General features: G+C 43.7%; 14 protein-coding genes. 2 read left to right on the top strand and 12 right to left on the bottom strand.

Annotated elements, in window-relative coordinates; genetic code table 11:
• Positions 1-30: 30 nt before the first annotated feature.
• The 12 genes from HI950_RS14760 to HI950_RS14705 all read right to left on the bottom strand — a co-directional run bounded on the left by HI950_RS14760 (position 31) and on the right by HI950_RS14705 (position 13,336).
• On the bottom strand, positions 31-600 hold the full coding sequence (locus HI950_RS14760) for a hypothetical protein (protein WP_169084962.1): 570 nt from the start codon (positions 598-600) through the stop codon (positions 31-33).
• A gap of 402 nt (positions 601-1,002) precedes the next feature.
• Positions 1,003-1,347: a DUF3243 domain-containing protein gene (locus tag HI950_RS14755; protein ID WP_169084964.1), complete on the bottom strand. Its 345-nt coding sequence runs from the start codon at positions 1,345-1,347 to the stop codon at positions 1,003-1,005.
• Between the two features lie 221 nt (positions 1,348-1,568).
• Positions 1,569-2,051, bottom strand: a complete 483-nt coding sequence (locus tag HI950_RS14750) for a tetratricopeptide repeat protein (protein ID WP_169084966.1) — start codon at positions 2,049-2,051, stop codon at positions 1,569-1,571.
• Between the two features lies 1 nt (position 2,052).
• A complete protein-coding gene (locus tag HI950_RS14745) occupies positions 2,053-2,340 on the bottom strand; it encodes a hypothetical protein (protein ID WP_169084968.1) in 288 nt (95 codons plus the stop codon).
• Between the two features lie 47 nt (positions 2,341-2,387).
• Complete coding sequence (locus tag HI950_RS14740) at positions 2,388-3,062, bottom strand: ABC transporter substrate-binding protein (protein ID WP_169084970.1); 675 nt, start codon at positions 3,060-3,062, stop codon at positions 2,388-2,390.
• Positions 3,063-3,197: 135 nt separating this feature from the next.
• Positions 3,198-6,332, bottom strand: a complete 3,135-nt coding sequence (locus HI950_RS14735; RefSeq protein WP_317618376.1) for a response regulator — start codon at positions 6,330-6,332, stop codon at positions 3,198-3,200.
• Positions 6,333-6,600: 268 nt separating this feature from the next.
• Entirely contained in the window at positions 6,601-7,434 is an 834-nt protein-coding gene (locus tag HI950_RS14730) for a carbohydrate ABC transporter permease (protein ID WP_169084974.1), read from the bottom strand.
• Between the two features lie 19 nt (positions 7,435-7,453).
• Positions 7,454-8,344: a carbohydrate ABC transporter permease gene (locus HI950_RS14725; protein WP_169084976.1), complete on the bottom strand. Its 891-nt coding sequence runs from the start codon at positions 8,342-8,344 to the stop codon at positions 7,454-7,456.
• Between the two features lie 96 nt (positions 8,345-8,440).
• Positions 8,441-9,829: an ABC transporter substrate-binding protein gene (locus HI950_RS14720; RefSeq protein ID WP_191296866.1), complete on the bottom strand. Its 1,389-nt coding sequence runs from the start codon at positions 9,827-9,829 to the stop codon at positions 8,441-8,443.
• Between the two features lie 280 nt (positions 9,830-10,109).
• Complete coding sequence (locus HI950_RS14715) at positions 10,110-10,919, bottom strand: carbohydrate ABC transporter permease (protein ID WP_169084980.1); 810 nt, start codon at positions 10,917-10,919, stop codon at positions 10,110-10,112.
• Entirely contained in the window at positions 10,916-11,869 is a 954-nt protein-coding gene (locus HI950_RS14710) for a carbohydrate ABC transporter permease (RefSeq protein WP_169084982.1), read from the bottom strand. Before HI950_RS14710 ends, HI950_RS14715 begins: the two co-directional genes overlap by 4 nt.
• 138 nt (positions 11,870-12,007) lie before the next feature.
• Positions 12,008-13,336 (bottom strand): ABC transporter substrate-binding protein, encoded by a 1,329-nt coding sequence (locus tag HI950_RS14705; RefSeq protein WP_223285284.1) that lies wholly within the window; start codon positions 13,334-13,336, stop codon positions 12,008-12,010.
• Positions 13,337-13,550: 214 nt separating this feature from the next.
• Between HI950_RS14705 and HI950_RS14700 the strand changes: the two genes are divergently transcribed.
• Both HI950_RS14700 and HI950_RS14695 read left to right on the top strand, forming a co-directional pair.
• Positions 13,551-15,293 (top strand): cache domain-containing sensor histidine kinase, encoded by a 1,743-nt coding sequence (locus HI950_RS14700; protein WP_169084984.1) that lies wholly within the window; start codon positions 13,551-13,553, stop codon positions 15,291-15,293.
• Positions 15,290-16,786, top strand: coding sequence for a response regulator transcription factor (locus HI950_RS14695; RefSeq protein WP_169084986.1), 1,497 nt, complete (start codon positions 15,290-15,292; stop codon positions 16,784-16,786). Before HI950_RS14700 ends, HI950_RS14695 begins: the two co-directional genes overlap by 4 nt.
• The last annotated feature ends 80 nt before the right edge of the window (positions 16,787-16,866 follow it).

Here is a 16,866-nt window from a genome sequence, read left to right as displayed (position 1 = left end):
CCATCGCGCAGCATGCGGTTTTGCTATTATCTATTCGTAGCCGCCCTCTGCTTCAGGCAGTTTTTTATATTCTTCTTTCTCTGCAACGATATGCTGGATAAAGTTTCGCAATTCCAGCAGCTGCTTTGCATCGCTTGTAGGGTCACAGTATTGGTCTGACCAAGAAAATTGGTTCGTTTCTCCATTTACATGAATTTCCCAGCTGTCCTCGTTAAAAGGAGTAGCCTCGCAATTTATTTTGGCGGGCACTAGCTCTTTCTTTCCCATTATGTTTATTTCTCGCATTTTCTCATAAATGCTCCGCATCTCATCGACCGTTAATGTTATTTTTGCAGAAGCCGTCCCATTCATGATTAAATCCTTTGTGACCGTACCTTGGAAGGTGTTAATTTCATTTTTATTCACCTCGCCGTAACCAAAACGAACCATGAAATTAAAGTTGCCCGGCATGGCTTTAGGCATCTTGTTTGCTTCACTTGCCTTTACCGCTGTTTGCTGCTCGATGCTCGTGCTTGTTTTCACTTCTTTTTCCGTTTCATTCTCGGCACTACAGCCTGTCACCCACAGCAAAATAAACAAAATGGCGTATAATCGCTTCATTATAATGCCTCCATAACATAGGTCTATTTTCTAGACTTATATCTGTAAAATGAGCTAGCTGGTTGAAAATAGATCTACCTTCTAGCTCTATTTCTTTGAAATGATCCCCGAATGGGCATTTTGTGTAGCCTAGCGCCAGAATAAGTCTAATTTCTAGGCTTATTTTTGTAAAACTAACTAGTTTGGAAAGAATAGATCTACATACTAGCTCTATTCCCGTAAACGGCTTGCACGACGCGATAGTTAGTTACTTATAGGCATCAGCGCAAGCATTCAGCCACGCTCCAATATTTAACATAACGAGGCATTACCACATAATGTTGCAAAATCACTATACTTAAACACAAAAAAGAGGCAGCAGCAAAGGTTGTTACCCCTTTGCGACTGCCCCTTCAACCTGCCTTATCCTTCTGACTGCGCCAGCTTCACCAGCAAGTGAGACAGCTTATGCTGCTCCTCCTCGCTTCCGACCTTCCAAAGCTCCTGCAGAAGCTTTTCTTCTCGATTACGCGGCTCTTCATGCTTCGCTAGATAGCCTGCAATCTTCTGCGCAACTAAAGCGAGCTGTTCCTCGTTTAAACCAACAGTCTCTGCCAGCTCGATTCTTTTCGCTAGATAGCTTTTGAATTCCGAGAAATTTTGTAAAATCTCGTCTTTTTTGCCCGAGTCCATTCGATCCAGCGCTTGATCCACTTTCCCGAGCGCCAGCTCGCCGTCTTTATCTACGACATGATTAATTTCCGACATAACAATTCCTCCTCGTTAATGGGTTCGTTTTGTTATTCTTATTCTAATACCCTATCCCATCGCAAACCAATCACTTCCATGTCCTGCGTTAGTGTTTTTTGGCATGCACAGCACAAAAAAACCGCCAAACGGCGGTTTCCTCTCAACCTAGTTTCTATGATAAGCCTTGCAACGGTTTATCGCGTTGCAGCAAACGATCGATTTCACCGTTACAACATCGCTTAATTCCAAATTTGATCCAGCTTTTTCGAATAAAAATGTATCGCTTTCTTATAAGCTTGTATGCCTTTATCTTCACTCGTATCTGCTAGCTGCTTTAATAAGATTTCCATCGCTTGTCCGTAATCCTCCAGGTTGTATAGCGTCATCGCATAAAAAACCTGAAACTCTCTTCGCTCTGGATATTCTTTAATTGCTTCTTCAAATACGTTTATGGCATTTTCATACATGCCAAGAGATCGATAGGTGCTTCCGAGCCCTAACAAGGCCCCTTGCCTCTCTTCCCCAGACAAGCCCAGCTCTAATGCAATAATATAATAAGATACGGCTCCTCTTTCCAATGTCATGACATCATGAATCCAAGCAAGCTGATACCATACTGATGGGTTACGAGGCTCTTCCCTCGCCAAATCAAACAGTATCGTTTTTGCTTCTTCCAACTGCCCAGCTTCCCTTAATTTAATCGCTTTTATTAAATGGTCCATTCTATTCATCCTCTATCTGAAAAATTAATGGCTGCTCGCTTAATTTATCTTTGTAGCTTTGCGCCATTACATTAACGCCATCCTTAATTGCACCGGATTGTCCGGCTAATATTGCCGCTCCAGTTGCACATAAATCTTCCCACATTCCGCTAGGAAGGTACTCACGATCAAAGTAAGAAATCATTTTTGTGTTCGCATATTTGGCATAGTCTTGCGCAACGGCGCCGGCATCGGATGAAATGCCAATCAATCCAGCAGGGAGGTTGTTGGATGAAGCGATGCTATCCACATTTTCAGGTCTCGCGATAAAGTCAAGAAACTGCAGCGCTTCTTTCTTTATTGTTTACGGTAATTGTCGTTCTCGTTCGTTGTGAAAAAGGAAGGTGCCGTATAGTCGAAAAACTGTCCAATTGTCCAGCTGTCTCTGCCGGCAATGTGAATGCCAATGTGTCCTGCATCTTTCACCTTTGTCAGCGCATCTTCAAATGCATGCCATGTAGTCAGCTCATCAATATTAATATTCAGCACTTTCATCATAGCGCGATTGTACACAATGCCTGCCACATCAACGTCAACTGGCAGTACGTAAATTTCACCGTTTTTATTTGTAATTAGAGGTTGAATAGACGGGTTAATGGCAGAAAACCAAGCCTGATCATTAAGCAGCCTCAAATATCCGCTATATCTTGCAACTGACCAGCCATGCGTAGTAAAAAGATCCGGCAGCTCATTGCTTGCCATTTTTAGTTTCATAATTTCTTCGTAGGCCGAACCTGGTGAGACCGCTTCCACTTCAATGCCGGTTTCAGCTGTAAAGGCTTTGCAGATCTTAGCAAGAAGTTCAAATTGCATGCCGACGATGTTCGTCATAAAGGTAAGCCTAACGTCAGACTTTGGAGCACCCGGCGGTGAGGTGGCTTCATTAGCGTTGGCGGGCTTTGATGAACAGCCGGCCAGTACCGACATCAGGACTAGTAGGATGGCAATGTTCAAGTTTAGTGGTTTTCTCACTATGAACCATTCCTCCTAATTTTCTATTCCGTGACATGCCATTTCATTTTAAAGCGTTTTTATTCTTCTGGCTATTGATACAAAACTATACTAGCAGAGCTCATTTCTACACCTATAACTTGAAATACTTCAGCCTTAAAGCGTCGGATTTTTTGCAAAATCGGAGGGATAGCTTCCTACTTCCTTGAGAAAAAGCTTGGAAAAATATCGCGTGCTGAAATATCCGACTCGAGCAGCTACCTCCTTGACCGGCATTTTAGGATGATCGTAAAACAATTTTTTGGCATGGGCGATACGCACCTCCGTTAAGAAATCGATAAATCTCATGCCTTTCTTTTGATGAAAAATCCGACTCACATAATTGGCTGTCACTTTCAGGTGATCAGCGATTTCCGATATGCTAATTTCCTTCATATAGTTTGCCTCAATATATTCGACGATTTGTTCGATTAAATCGGAGGTATCCGCTCTCGTATGTTTGATGTTCCCGCCATATAGCTCCAGCGTTCTGAGCATGGAGTACAGTCCTTGTTCAGCCTCGAGCAGACAGCCAATGGAACAATAAATAAAGTCAGCAATTTTGGTGTTATTATCCAGCCGATCTATAGAAGTATTTTCTGCAACTATTTTGCGAATTTCCTTAATTTGATCCGAATAAGGGAGCAAGAGCTCATCTTTATAGCTGTCACATAGCTCTATAACCCTTTTGCAAAGCTTATCCATAACGGGCACGTTCGCTATTTGCTCCAAATCGTTTAAGCATTGTTTATTTTGAAAGCCTGATAGTACCCTCAAATGCTTATTTAACTTCAGCTGATCGGACTGCCTGTACAAATCTGCGAGGTCCTTTGTTGACTGAAAGGCCAGCATTGTCAAATGGAATTGCGGGTCGTTAAGCTCGTCAAGCATGCGCAAAACCTGATCCGAAATTTGCTCTGCCAATATCCGGCAGCTTGGATCATAGCCGTATATACAGGCTACATCGCCGTTTGACATCGTAATCATCGCAGTATGGATGGCATGCGGCGTAAGCTCGCTATTCAGCCCGGACAACCGGCCAAAAAAATCCGTCAGCACCACCACCTGCCTTGCTTCACTCCAAGAGCTGTCCTTAATGAGCAAAAACCCTCCGATTTCCCTCCCTTCGAAAGTTTGCTCCAGCTCCCTATCGTAGAGATGAATAAAATAATTAGCGATTAAGTCCCGTTTAAAGCTTTTGTTGGCGGCTTCCATCTCGGCCATAAGCTTCAGCTTAATTTCCTTCAGCAGCTCATTTAACTTTTGCGGATCGATCGGTTTAAGTAAATAAGCATATGCCCCAAGCTTGATGGCTTCCTGTGCATATTCAAAATAGGAAAATCCCGTTAAAATTATCCAGTGCGTCGAAGGGGAAAGCATTTTTCCCTGATTAATGGCTGTGAGTCCATCTAGCTCAGGCATTTTGATATCGACAAAAGCGATATTCGGTTTATAGAGCGCTGCCAACTCCAACAGCTCATTTCCGTCCTTCGCTTCTCCGACTATAGTAAGGCTTGAATCGACTTCCTCCAAGGTGCTTCGGAGAACGACCCTCACCATTCTTTCATCATCCGCTATCAGTACTTTCATATGGATCAACCTCTTTGTAATTAATTTCAATCGTGCATAGCGTTCCTTCGTTTCGTTACTGACAATTGAAAAATGATAATCCTCGAAAGCGATCGAGAGTCTCTCCTTAATATTGCTTGTTCCAATGTTTGGCTTTTTCGCAGCAACATTATCGTGATCAAAACCCGCTCCATCATCCTTTACAGTCAAGGTTAAATAAGAAATGTCCTCTTTGTACGCAATAGTTGCTGCAATGTCAATCGTGCATGGTCGACTTAAAGGCTCAAGACCGTGAATCACCGCGTTTTCTACAAGCGGCTGCAAGAGCAGCTTCGGTATAGGGCAGGCTGCTGTTTCCTCATCGTAAAATACATGAAACGCCATTCGGTCCTCAAACCGATATTTTTGAAGGTTGCAATAGTTGGTTATGAACTGCATTTCCTTATCAACAGTAGACCAATTATCTTGCTCTAGCGTATATCTTAACATCGAGGTAAGACTTAAGATTGACTTCTCCAAGCCTATCCGGTCACCCATCCGATTTAAGCCCATTAAACCCGTCAGCGTATTATAGAGGAAATGAGGTTGTATTTGCATTTGCAGGGCATGGTATTCGGCGTTTCGCTGACCAAGCACCGCCTTGTATTCCCGCTCGATCAAGTCTCTTAACGTATACACCATATGGTTCAAGGCGGCGCCAACTTGTGCAATCTCGTCCTTGCCTGCAATGCTGAGATGTGCGCCTAGGTCCCCTCTTTCCACCTTTCGAATTGTAGCAATAATGCTCTTCAAGGAATCCATCATCCGTCTGGAGGAAGCAAAATATAGCGCAAAAGCGGTCAGCACGCACAAGGCGCTGAACAAGACAGAAACATTGTACAACCGCTTCGACGACAGCTGCATTTCCGTATAGGAGGAGAGCACCACCATCTTCCATCCAATGCCTAAAATGAGCTGACTGCTCTTGATGTAAGTATCATTGCCATCTTTGATTGTCGACTTATTTGCCGTCAACTGATTGATCATATTTTCTTCTACTAGCTTGTTGGCATAAAGAACTCGATTATTACGGTCCAACACAGTTACAATTGCGCGATCGCTAAAATTTATGTTTTTCACGATATTTTCAAGCGCCGAGCTTTTGGCATCTGCCATGACGACGGCCCATATTTTCGACGAATTCGGGTCCTTTATCGCTTTAGCAATCGAGAACGCTTCGGTAGGCGTTGAGGTTCCGCTGTAATAATCGGTTTCGTGCATGTCAATCAGTACCGTTTTTCCTTCGGCTTTGATCGCTTCGTTGTACCATTCTTTCTCACGATAAGGATAATTGTCCAGCAGTATTGTCTTCGAGTCGTATTTATTCGTCGAAAACGTAATTCCATTACTTGCAATAATGACGCTGCCTAAAATGTTGTCGTTCGTATATTGCAAATACGAAGGCAGCAGCTGGAACAGTGCCTTGTTCGCATTAAATTTGGTCAGTTCATCAAGCGAGTCATAATCTGCTGTTCCAAATAGCTGCAGCGCTTGCATGATGCTTTGATTCATATAGAGGCTGGTCATTAAATGATCAAGCTCTTCTATGTTTGCCTCTACATTATTTGCCATTGCTTGGATCGTGTTGGTCGTCAACCGGTCCGTTTCCTTTGCCATCATCACTTGATAATAGTTCGTACTCACAATTGACAAGATCAACGATGGCACCAGTATACATAGCAAAAAGGAAGCCAACAACTTAAACCTTAACGAATGCCATATCTTCATACGTTCACACCCTGCCCTTGAGAGGATAGCATTCCCTAAATATGCCCATAAACATCAAAAAAACTGCATGAACAGCGCTCAGCGCAGGAGCCCCGCCCCTTTTTCGGACATCCTCAAACACAAAAAAACATGCCCTTGGCAGGCATGTTCATCGAATAAGATAAGGTTCAAACCGATTCATTTATCACCCTTTCGTCCCGCCTTGCAGTCCAAACCCTTTGGACATAAATTGCTGGGAGAGGATATACATGATGACCGAAGGAAGCGCATACAGCACGGAAAACGCCGCTAGCTTGCCATACTCCACCATGCCGTATTGCCCAAAAAACTGATACAGCTTCAATGAAGCCGGGAAGTTTTCAGGTGTCTGCAATAAAATATACGGAACAAAGAAATTGCCCCAGCTTCCGGAAAATGTGAAAATCGCTACCGTACAAATGCCCGGAACCATTAATGGCGCAACAACCTTGCGGATGCCGGCGAAGACAGACGCCCCATCGACCCATGCAGCTTCTTCCAGGTCATTCGGTACGGAATCCATGAAGTTTTTCAGCATCCAAATGCCATATGGCATCGAGGATGCGACATAAAATAAAATGACCCCAAAAATATTGTCATACAATTTCAGGCTTAAAAACAGTTGATATACAGGTACCATTACAGCTGTAATCGGCAAAGAAGTCATAAATAAAATCGTCAGCATAAACGATTTCTTATATTTCATTTGATAGCGTGACAAAGGATAGGCTGCGAGCAAAGCGATTATGACGACGAGTATAGCTTGGCCAACTGACATGATCAGGCCAATGACAAATGCACGCTGATTGACACGATTGGTGATCACATCAACATAGTTGCCACCCGTTATTTGATTCGGTAATTTAAGCGATTGCATCGCGTTGGGATCAATGGAGGCCACGAATACCCATAGAAGAGGAAGCAAAAAACAAATTCCGAGCAAAGTAAGAATCGTATAGGGCAGGACTCGATAAATCAGTTTACGATGTTTCGCATTCATACGAAGTCTCCTTGTACATTTACTCTTTCATCGAGCGGATATAGAACAAGCTAAGAATAATGCCAATTAACAACAGCAATAAGGATATTGCGGTGCCATAGCCGAGCTGATAATTAACAAAAGCTTGGTTATACATAAAGATAGGCAAAGTAGTGGTTGAAGTTCCTGGTCCTCCGCCGGTCATCGCATAGATGAGTCCAAACACCCCAAGCGTCTGCAGCGTTACGAGCATCATATTCGTTGTAATCGTATCTTTAATATAAGGAATCGTAATTTTCGTTAAAATCTGCCAGCCCGATGCCCCGTCTACAACAGCTGCTTCTTCAATCTCCGTCGGCACATCATCCAGCGCTGCTTGGAACACAAGCATAGAGAAAGCCGTGCCGTGCCAAATGTTCGCAAGGATGATGGTGACCATTGGAACGGTATACAGCCAAAGAACTTCAGGAAGTCCAATGGATGTAATAATAGCATTGAGTGTACCTTCATCTCCGAAAAAGCTGTATAGGCATAATGCACAGACTATTTCAGGCGTTACCCAGCCTGCCAGCACAATCGTGCCAACGACGCGCCTAAACATCTTATTTTTATGCTTCATTAATAGTGCAATCAGAAATCCCAGCACTTGCTGACCGATAACAGCAGAGCCTATCAAGAAAACGAGCGTATTCCATATGCTGACTCTAACTGTCGGGTCTTCAAACATGCGAGTATAGTTGTCGATTCCGACAAATTTCAGCTCCTTGGCCGCTTCCCCGGTCAATGCCAAATTCGTGAAGGAATAAAAGAAGGTCAACAAAATCGGATAAATAAAAAAAACGAGCATGATCGCTATTGATGGAAGCAAAAAATAGAGCCAAACATATGATTTTCTTTTCTTATAGAGAACATTTCCCGTCAAACTGCTCATGCATCGTTCTCCTCCCGCATGCTGAAAATCAAAAAAAGCGGCTGCTCAAGCAAATCCGCTTGCAAGGATCTGCTTGAGCAAGCTAGCTTCTTTCTTTTATTTTTCCGTTACATTTTCTTTGCCTGCAATTCTTGTTACATCCTGCGCATACTTTTTCAGCGCATCCGCAGGCGACGTACCTGTAGTCACCGACTCAACCATCGTTTGGATTTGAGTCGACACCTCAGGATATTTATCCTGCGCTGGCCTGAACTCCGCATTTTGCAAATACTCCGTCGCGATTTCATTAAACGGCATTTTTGTATATTCAGGATCCTTTGCCACATCTGCCCGAACCGTAATGTTGCCTGAAGCAATGACAAGCTTCTGAGTATTCTCTTTGTTTAATGCATATTTGATGAAGTCCCATGCTTCATCTTTATTCTTCGCATTGCTAGGAATAGATAACGCCCATCCGCCTGCCAGTGTAATCGAGCCCGGTGCCTGGCCTTTGCTTGTCGGCATTGGGGCAAAGCCTAGAACATCCTTATATTCCGGCCATGGCGCAGCGCCGCTTTCAAAATAGTTGCCTGTGATCCAAGAGCCATCTAATGAGATGGCAAGCTTGCCTTGAGGCAAATATTCCCGCGAGGAAGTGTTTCCTGCCTGACCATTCAATACTTTAGACAGCGGCGGTCCAAGCTTCTCCTTGTTAATCGTCTCAATGAAGCTTAGCGCATCCAATATGCCCTGACTCTTAATGATCCATTTGCTGGTGGCATCATCATACAATCTATCTCCCGTTCCATAGAGCAGCATTTCATAGGTTTGCATCGATGTTGCTTCTCCTGTTGCCTTACCAAGGTTCATCCAGATCGGAACAACATCCTCGCCAGCTTTTTCTTTGATCGTTCTTGCTGCGCTTAGGATGTCATCCCATGATTTCGGCTGCCAATCCTCCGGCAAGCCTGCTTTTTTGAAAATTTCTTTGTTATACCATAGGCCTCTTGAATCGGTGTTGTAGGGAACGCCATAAACTTTGCCGTCGCTTGCTGTCACACCCTTTTTCATCGCTTCAATAAAGGAACCATTGGTCCAATCTTCCCAACCTTTTAGTCTCTCATCCAAGGGCTCCAGAAACCCTGCGCTTGCATCCGAATTCAAAATAAACGTGTCTTCCGTAACGATATCAGGCGCCGTGTCCTTGGATTTCAATGCCAAAGCAATTTTGGCAAAATAATCTCCTTCGGACGCTTGTATAGGCGTTGGTTTGATTTCCACATTTTTGTTCGGATAACTCGCAGATATTTCCTTGATCCATTTATAAAGCGTTCCTTGCTCGCCAATTCCATCATCTCTATACGTAATCGTGATCGTTTTCTTTGTCGTCTCGGCATTCCCGCCCTCTGTATTCGTATTGCTGGGTTCGTTCGTCGTTGTACCATTATTGCTCGTATTGCTCGTACAACCAAATAACAATGAAACACAAATGATCATTGCTGACATTAGAACAAATTTTCTTTTGAACGCTTTCACACTTTTTCCTCCTTCATTTGGTTGCTGCTAGTCGACCCTGCATGTCATTTTTTTTGAATGCGCTTCCTAGATGTATTGTTTATGCTTATTTAAATAGTCGGAGTTATATTCGAACTTTTCATCTGCCGGTGGACAATCCGTAGTATTTGACCTATCGCGTTACATTCGACTAAATACTTATCCAATAAAACAACAAAAACCACTTCCGAGGAAGTGGTTTTTGTTGTTTTGCTAGATGGATTCCATAAAGCTAACCTTTGATTGCGCCATCTGCCATACCTTTAATAAAATATTTTTGAAAAAACATATAAATGATGGTCATCGGCATCATCGCGATCATACAGCCCGCCGCCACCCAGCTAATATTGTTCTGGAACTGCGAGATGAATGATGACAGCGCGACGGGAATCGTACGGTAATCCGCTTTTTGCAGAAAGAAGATCGAGAACTGGTAATCGTTCCATACCTGCATCCCCAGTATAATGACAACCGTAGCTGTAATCGGTTTCATTAATGGGAAAATAATGCGGTAGAAGATCTCAAAATGATTGCAGCCGTCAATTAAAGCCGCTTCGTCCAATTCCTTCGGAATGCCTCCAACAAATCCTGAATATAAGAAAATGGTCATTGGAAGAATAAAGGTGACATGAATCAATATAATCGCCCAATGCGTATTGATGCCATTGACATCGACAACCAGCCTATACAATGGAACGAGAATCGTAAGTGCCGGTACGACCAAGCAGGACACGCAAAGCATATAAACAACCTGATTCACTTTAGTCTTAAAGCGCGACAATGGATAGGATGCCATCGCACCAATTAAGATCCCGAGTACAATGGTGCAAACGGTAATAATAATATTATTCATAAGCGCTTTATCTAGTCCCGCGTGCTTCCAGGCATCAACGAAATTGCTGAAATTGATGTTGGACGCCGGTACCCATTTGGAGCTTAAATCCTTCATTGGCTTAAAGGCCATGTTGACCAGCAAGTAGAAAGGAATGATATGAACAATTACGATGAAAAACGCAGCGATGTATTTCGTCACTTTGCTCATGCCTGTACCTCCTTCCTGCGAAGCAGCCACAGTGCCGTCAAGCTAATGACGCAAATCATTAAAAACATGACAATGCCTAATGCGGATGCATAGCCTGCGTCCTGTCTTGCAAACATTAAATTGTACATCATCGTCGAAAGCGACATGGATGCGTAGCCGGGACCGCCGTTAGTCATCGCTATGATAACATCAAACAGCTTCAAGCCGCCGATTATGTTGACTACGATATTGACCGTAATTGCAGGCATTAGCAATGGAATCGTAATATTTTTGAATCGGGCAAACCAACGAGCACCGTCGATTTCAGCCGCTTCGTAATAATCCTTGGGAATTGACTGTAATCCAGCCAAAAAGATAATCATGGCAATACCCATGTATTGATAAGTATTTACGAATGTAATAATCCATACAGCCATCGGTCCATTAGAAAGCCAATCCTTTGGCGCAGCTCCGAACAATGCCGTGATGTCATTTAAAGCTCCATTGTTATATTGAAAGATGAAATACCAGATGTAACCCATAATAAGCGGGCTAATAATAACCGGAAGATACACAACGGTACGAATTAACGCCTTTGCACGGATCTTCTGATCAAGAAACAGCGCATAGGCCAGACCAAACAAGTTTTGAAGCAATGTGCTGCCGAGTCCATAAATCAATGTATTTTTGAAAGTCGTAATCACTTTTTGGTCAGATAACATCATTTTGTATTTCTCAAGGCCGACCCAGATCATATTTTGCGAAAATCCATTCCAGTTATAGAACGATACTTGAAAGCCTTTAATAAGCGGATAGAAAATAAAGATTGAAAACAAGATCAAAGCGGGTACATACATCAAATTCAACAGGCCTGGAAAACGGAACAGCTTTGCGAATCGATTCGATTTCCGTTTATTGGTATGATAAATCACATGCTCTGTCGACTTGACGACAACTTTATTAGCTGGCATCTCCAAACCTCCTTCCTCATGTACGGCTTCTTTTTTTCAAAAATGAGCCGCGGCCGCATGCATGTTAGCCGTATGCGGCCGCAGCTATCTTCGTATGCCGTTTTCTATGTTGTTCTTTCGTTATTTCTTATATTAAAATTATTTGCTAACTGCTCTTAGACGCTCAAATTCCTGCTGCATGTTTTTAGAGAAATCTTCAACTTTAATGCCGCCTGCCAATAGATCAGCACCGTTTTTGCACATGACATCCCACATGCCGCTTGGCAGGAATACGCGGTCAAAGTAAGGAATGATACGAGTATCATTGTATTTTTCATAGAAGCTTGTCAGATCGCCTGCATCAACTTCAACGCCGTCAAGACCTGGAGGAAGCGCAGACGATTTAGCCATTGCAGCGATATTTTCCGGTTGAGCAAAAAATGCTACATACTTTTTAGCTGCTTCAATATTCGGGGAATCCTTCCAAACGCCGAAGGTTGTTTTTTCTCCACCGGCAAAAGTAGGCGTGTCACCTTCTTTAATGGTTGGAATCGGCATGAATCCGCCTTTGAATTCTGGGTTTAGCTTTCTAGCTTCTTCAATAATATAAGAACCGTAAAATTCAAATGCGGTTTTGCCTTCAGCAAGCGCCTGTGCGTCATCGCTGTATTTCGCAGTCAGAACGTTCGTATTCAAGTAGCCTTTTGTTTTCAGATCCAGGAACATCTGTGCAAGCTGATCCCATTTCTTCCAATCAAATGTGCCATCTACAAACGATGCAGAATCATTTTCAGTTGGACTAATGTAAAGCGGTGTAGCAAAGTAGTTGAAGAATTGTCCAAGCGTCCAGCTGTCCGCACCACCGACATGGAATGGAACAACCTCGCCTTTGCTTTCTGTTTTGATTTTTTCAGCGGCAGCCATTAGCTCATCATACGTTTTCGGAATTTCAATGCCGTACTTTTCAAGCACTTCTGCGTTATACGCCATACCGGATTTATCTTGATCCATTGGCAGCGCATACACTTTACCGCTAGCATCCGTTACCGCAGGCTTGATCGCCTCTTGCAGACGGCTTACCCATTCCTCATCCTTCAAGTCAGCCAAGTAATCGCCGTAACGAATTTGTGACCAGCCATGTGTTGAGAAAACATCCGGAAGCTCATTCGACGCCATTTTCAGCTTCATAATATTCTCGTACTCACTGCCTGGCGCAGTTAGCTCAACTTTAATATTCGGGTTTTCAGTCATGAACTTTTCAGTCAGCTCTTGAATCAATGCCGCTTGCTCGCCTACTACGTTCGTCGATGCCGAAATCGTTACCGGCTTCTCACTCGTGTTTGTGTTTGTTTCTGTGCTGGTATTGTTAGCACTGCCAGCATTTGTAGCGCTTTCATTTTCCTTAGTTCCCTGTGAGCTGCAGGCCGACAGCAAGAATACTAGTACCAGGGTTAAAAACATCAGCCGTTTCGTGTGCTTCATCGTCATCTCTCTCAATCCCCTCAATGTTTGTTGTCTTGTTGACTACGCTTTCATGATAGCATGCCAGTATCATACGCCCATATGCTAAAGTTCTACGAAGTTTGCGCTGATTTCTACACCAAATATTGAAAACGTCTACAAGCTGTTGACATCCTTGAATGCGATTTCATATGCTATGCATGAGAGTTGGCGACCAATCGCATTAAAGGAGGGGCTGCAGTTGAACGTTGTTCATACGCTGCGTTTTAAATTAACACTCATCTATTCGCTCAGCATCGTAGCTCCATTTATAGTGCTGGCCTTTGTCCTGCCCTACTATTTTCAAGGTCTGCTAACGAAGGATACACAGCAGCTTACCGCGAATACGCTGGCGGCAGTTGCAGAAAATATCGAAACTTATTTCGACGATTTGGAGAGATTAACCGCCTCTCCTTATTTGAATGACAACGTTATTCAGGCGCTCAAAATCAAAGCAAGCAATCAGTATGATACGGCTAATGATTATGTCCGACTACAAACCGACCGTGCTCTGACGAGTACGTTATCTGCTTTTTTCAGCAATACCAGAGAAGATATTATTAGTACAATTGTTATTCCTATTACTGGACAAGCTTACTTGAACTCACGTAATCACACCTTAAAGCTCATACATGATTATCCATTCGAAGAGGAAGCTTGGTACAAAAAAGCAGAAGCTGCGAACGGAAAAGCAGCCTTTATCAACTCGCATCATCAAGCCTATCTGATCAGTGAATCGCCCGCCCAGGTGTTCTCTGTCGCAAGGCTCCTCAAAGATCCGGAGTCCGGTCAACCGCTTGGCGTTATTATGTCTGACGCCGCAACAAGCGTGCTTCGCAAAATTACAGCCAATATTCATTTTAATGTCAGCTCTAGTGTCGCCATCTTAGATGAGAACAATCAAATCATTTATGCCAATAAGCCGTTATCAGCCAAAATCGTGCAGCAAATGAAAATGAAGCCGGAATCCATTCGTGACGGACAAGCTGAATATGCTGCCGTATACAATAAGATCGATTCAGCAGGCTGGAGCATCGTCGCTTTACTCGACAAATCGGAGATCAATGAAAAAACAAGATGGATTTACGAGACAGGAGTTTTTCTATCCTTCGGCGGCTTGCTCGTAACCTTTCTTCTCTTCTTATATTTGTCGCGCTGGATTGTTGAACCTTTCAAGCGAATGTTCCACGTTATGATGGAGGTTAAGCGGGGGAATATGAAGATGCGCTATGAGAGCAGAGGCAGAGATGAGATTGCACAATTGGGAGGCGCACTAAACAGCATGATCTCTCAGATCAATGAGCTTATCAACTCGCAGTACAAAGCGGTGCTCGCGCAGCGGGATGCTGAATACCAAGCTTTGCAGGCGCAGATTCAGCCTCACTTTCTATATAATACGCTCAACGGTTTTATTGCCTTGAACAGAAATGGAGATAACAAAAAACTAGAGAATGCGATTTTTTCCTTAAGCGGCATGCTTCGCTATATTTTGAGGGATCATGCGTTGTCAACTTTGGAGAGGGAGTTCGCTTTTTTATCCCAATATCTAGAGCTGCAGCAATTGCGTTTCGAGGATGATTTAACGATATTTATTCATTATGATAGTGAGCTTGCGGGCTTCAATCTGCCGAAGCTACTTTTGCAGCCGCTCGTCGAGAATGCTATCATCCACGGCACGGAGCCGGACGATAAATCAAATGAGGTACGAATCATTGCCCGCACGGTAATAGGAAAAGGTGGGCAGCTTCTTGCCATCGAGATTGCCGATAACGGAGTAGGCTTTGATACTAAACCAAATAACGCGAAGGAGCATATCGGCATTGCCAATGTGCGAAGCCGGCTGCAGCTTGCCCATCCGGATTCCGAGCTTATTATCAACAGCCGCATCGGCCATGGAACAACCATCAATATTTACATCCCTATAAAGGAGGACCACTTCAAATGAATATTATACTAGCAGATGATGAGAAGCTCGCAAGGCATGTTTTAGTGAGCATGCTTAGTGAAATGGACCTCCCTATTCAAATTAAAGGTGAAGCCAAAAATGGGGAAGAATTGTTAAAACTGATCGGGCAGCATCAGCCTGACCTTGTGTTTGTCGATATTCGTATGCCTAAGCTTAATGGGATCGAATCGATTCGAATCGGAAAAAACCTTTCTCCGCACACGAAATGGATCATAATATCGGGATTTAATGATTTTGCTTATGCAAGAGAAGCGCTGCTGCTTGGCATCACCGATTATTTAGTCAAGCCAGTACCTTACTCTGAACTGGAACAAGCTGTGCGGCAGGTTCTAGCGGAGCGTACTGAAGTGATGATGCGGTTAAACCGACAGTTCGAATATGATCTGTTGTCCGTGCTGCATAGCACAAGCGAGCTGGATCATTCCAATTTGCGTCTGCCTGAACAGATGAAACGCTACCGATATTCCATCACCTTGCTAAAAGCGTCGTTGAATGGTTCACAAGAGGATGCAAGCCCGCAGCTCGCGTTTAATCATCATCAGATCATAAAGCCGCTGCTTTCTCGCAGCGATACTCGCTGCTGCTTAATTAAAATGCCGCAAGGCTCGACCATCTCCTTTCTAGCTTGGGACCCGCAAAGTGAAGCGATCGGCGGATCGCCTCTTGCGATATACAACCGCCAGCTGGCGTTTAGCTTCAAAGATTTACGCTCGGATTCATTTTCTATCTATGCCCTGCAAGCGCCAATATGCGAGGAAATTGGCATAATACCTGAAACCATTGCACAGCTTCACCTTTTCACGCCTCTGCTTTCACTGCTGCCGACTGGACAACTGCATCAATGTGAAGATTTGAAGCAGCTCGACAACCTCGAGGGTCATTTGAAAATCGGCAATTGGCTGGCCCGGGTAACACAGCTTTATTTGCAAAAAGATTATTTGAACTATGCGAAGGCGCTTACTTCATTTGAGAAGGACCTGAAAAGCATTGTTCCAAGCAAGCCTGCCGATTGGACCCATGCTGCAGCTTTTTTGGATCGCCAGCTGCCCTGCTCTCTCACTGGGGTGCGCTTGCAGGATTGGGTGCCAAGCCTGCAAGCTTGCGGAATAAATATGCTGCATGTGATGTCTGATGCCAATCGGGAGCAAGGTGATTTGATCGCAAAGGTAATCGCCTATGTCGACCAGCATTATATGAATGACATCGGAATTGCCCAAATTGCGGAGGAGGTCGGTATGAGCCCGAACTACTTAAGCGCGATTTTCCACAAAAAATACGGTACTACCTTTACCAAATATTTAATTGAAACACGGATGCTTAAAGCGAAGGAACTGTTGTTGTCTCAGCCAAATCTGCAGATTCAGAAAATCGCCGAGCAGGTTGGGTATTATAGCCCGCGGCATTTCACGAAGTTATTTACCCAATATTTTGGCAGTTATCCTTCAGAAGTACGTGAGCAGTTCAAATCGTAGGGTTCATTCTTCTCCAACATCCTCTCCCTGCCAAGCCGGTCACGGTACATGTAGGCAAAAAAACCCCGCAATGCTTCCAT

The sequence above is a fragment of the Paenibacillus sp. PL91 genome, from assembly GCF_012935325.2.
Lineage (GTDB): Bacteria > Bacillota > Bacilli > Paenibacillales > Paenibacillaceae > Pristimantibacillus.
Note: the sequence above shows the minus strand (reverse complement) of the source record. Positions and strands in the feature narration are given on the sequence as shown.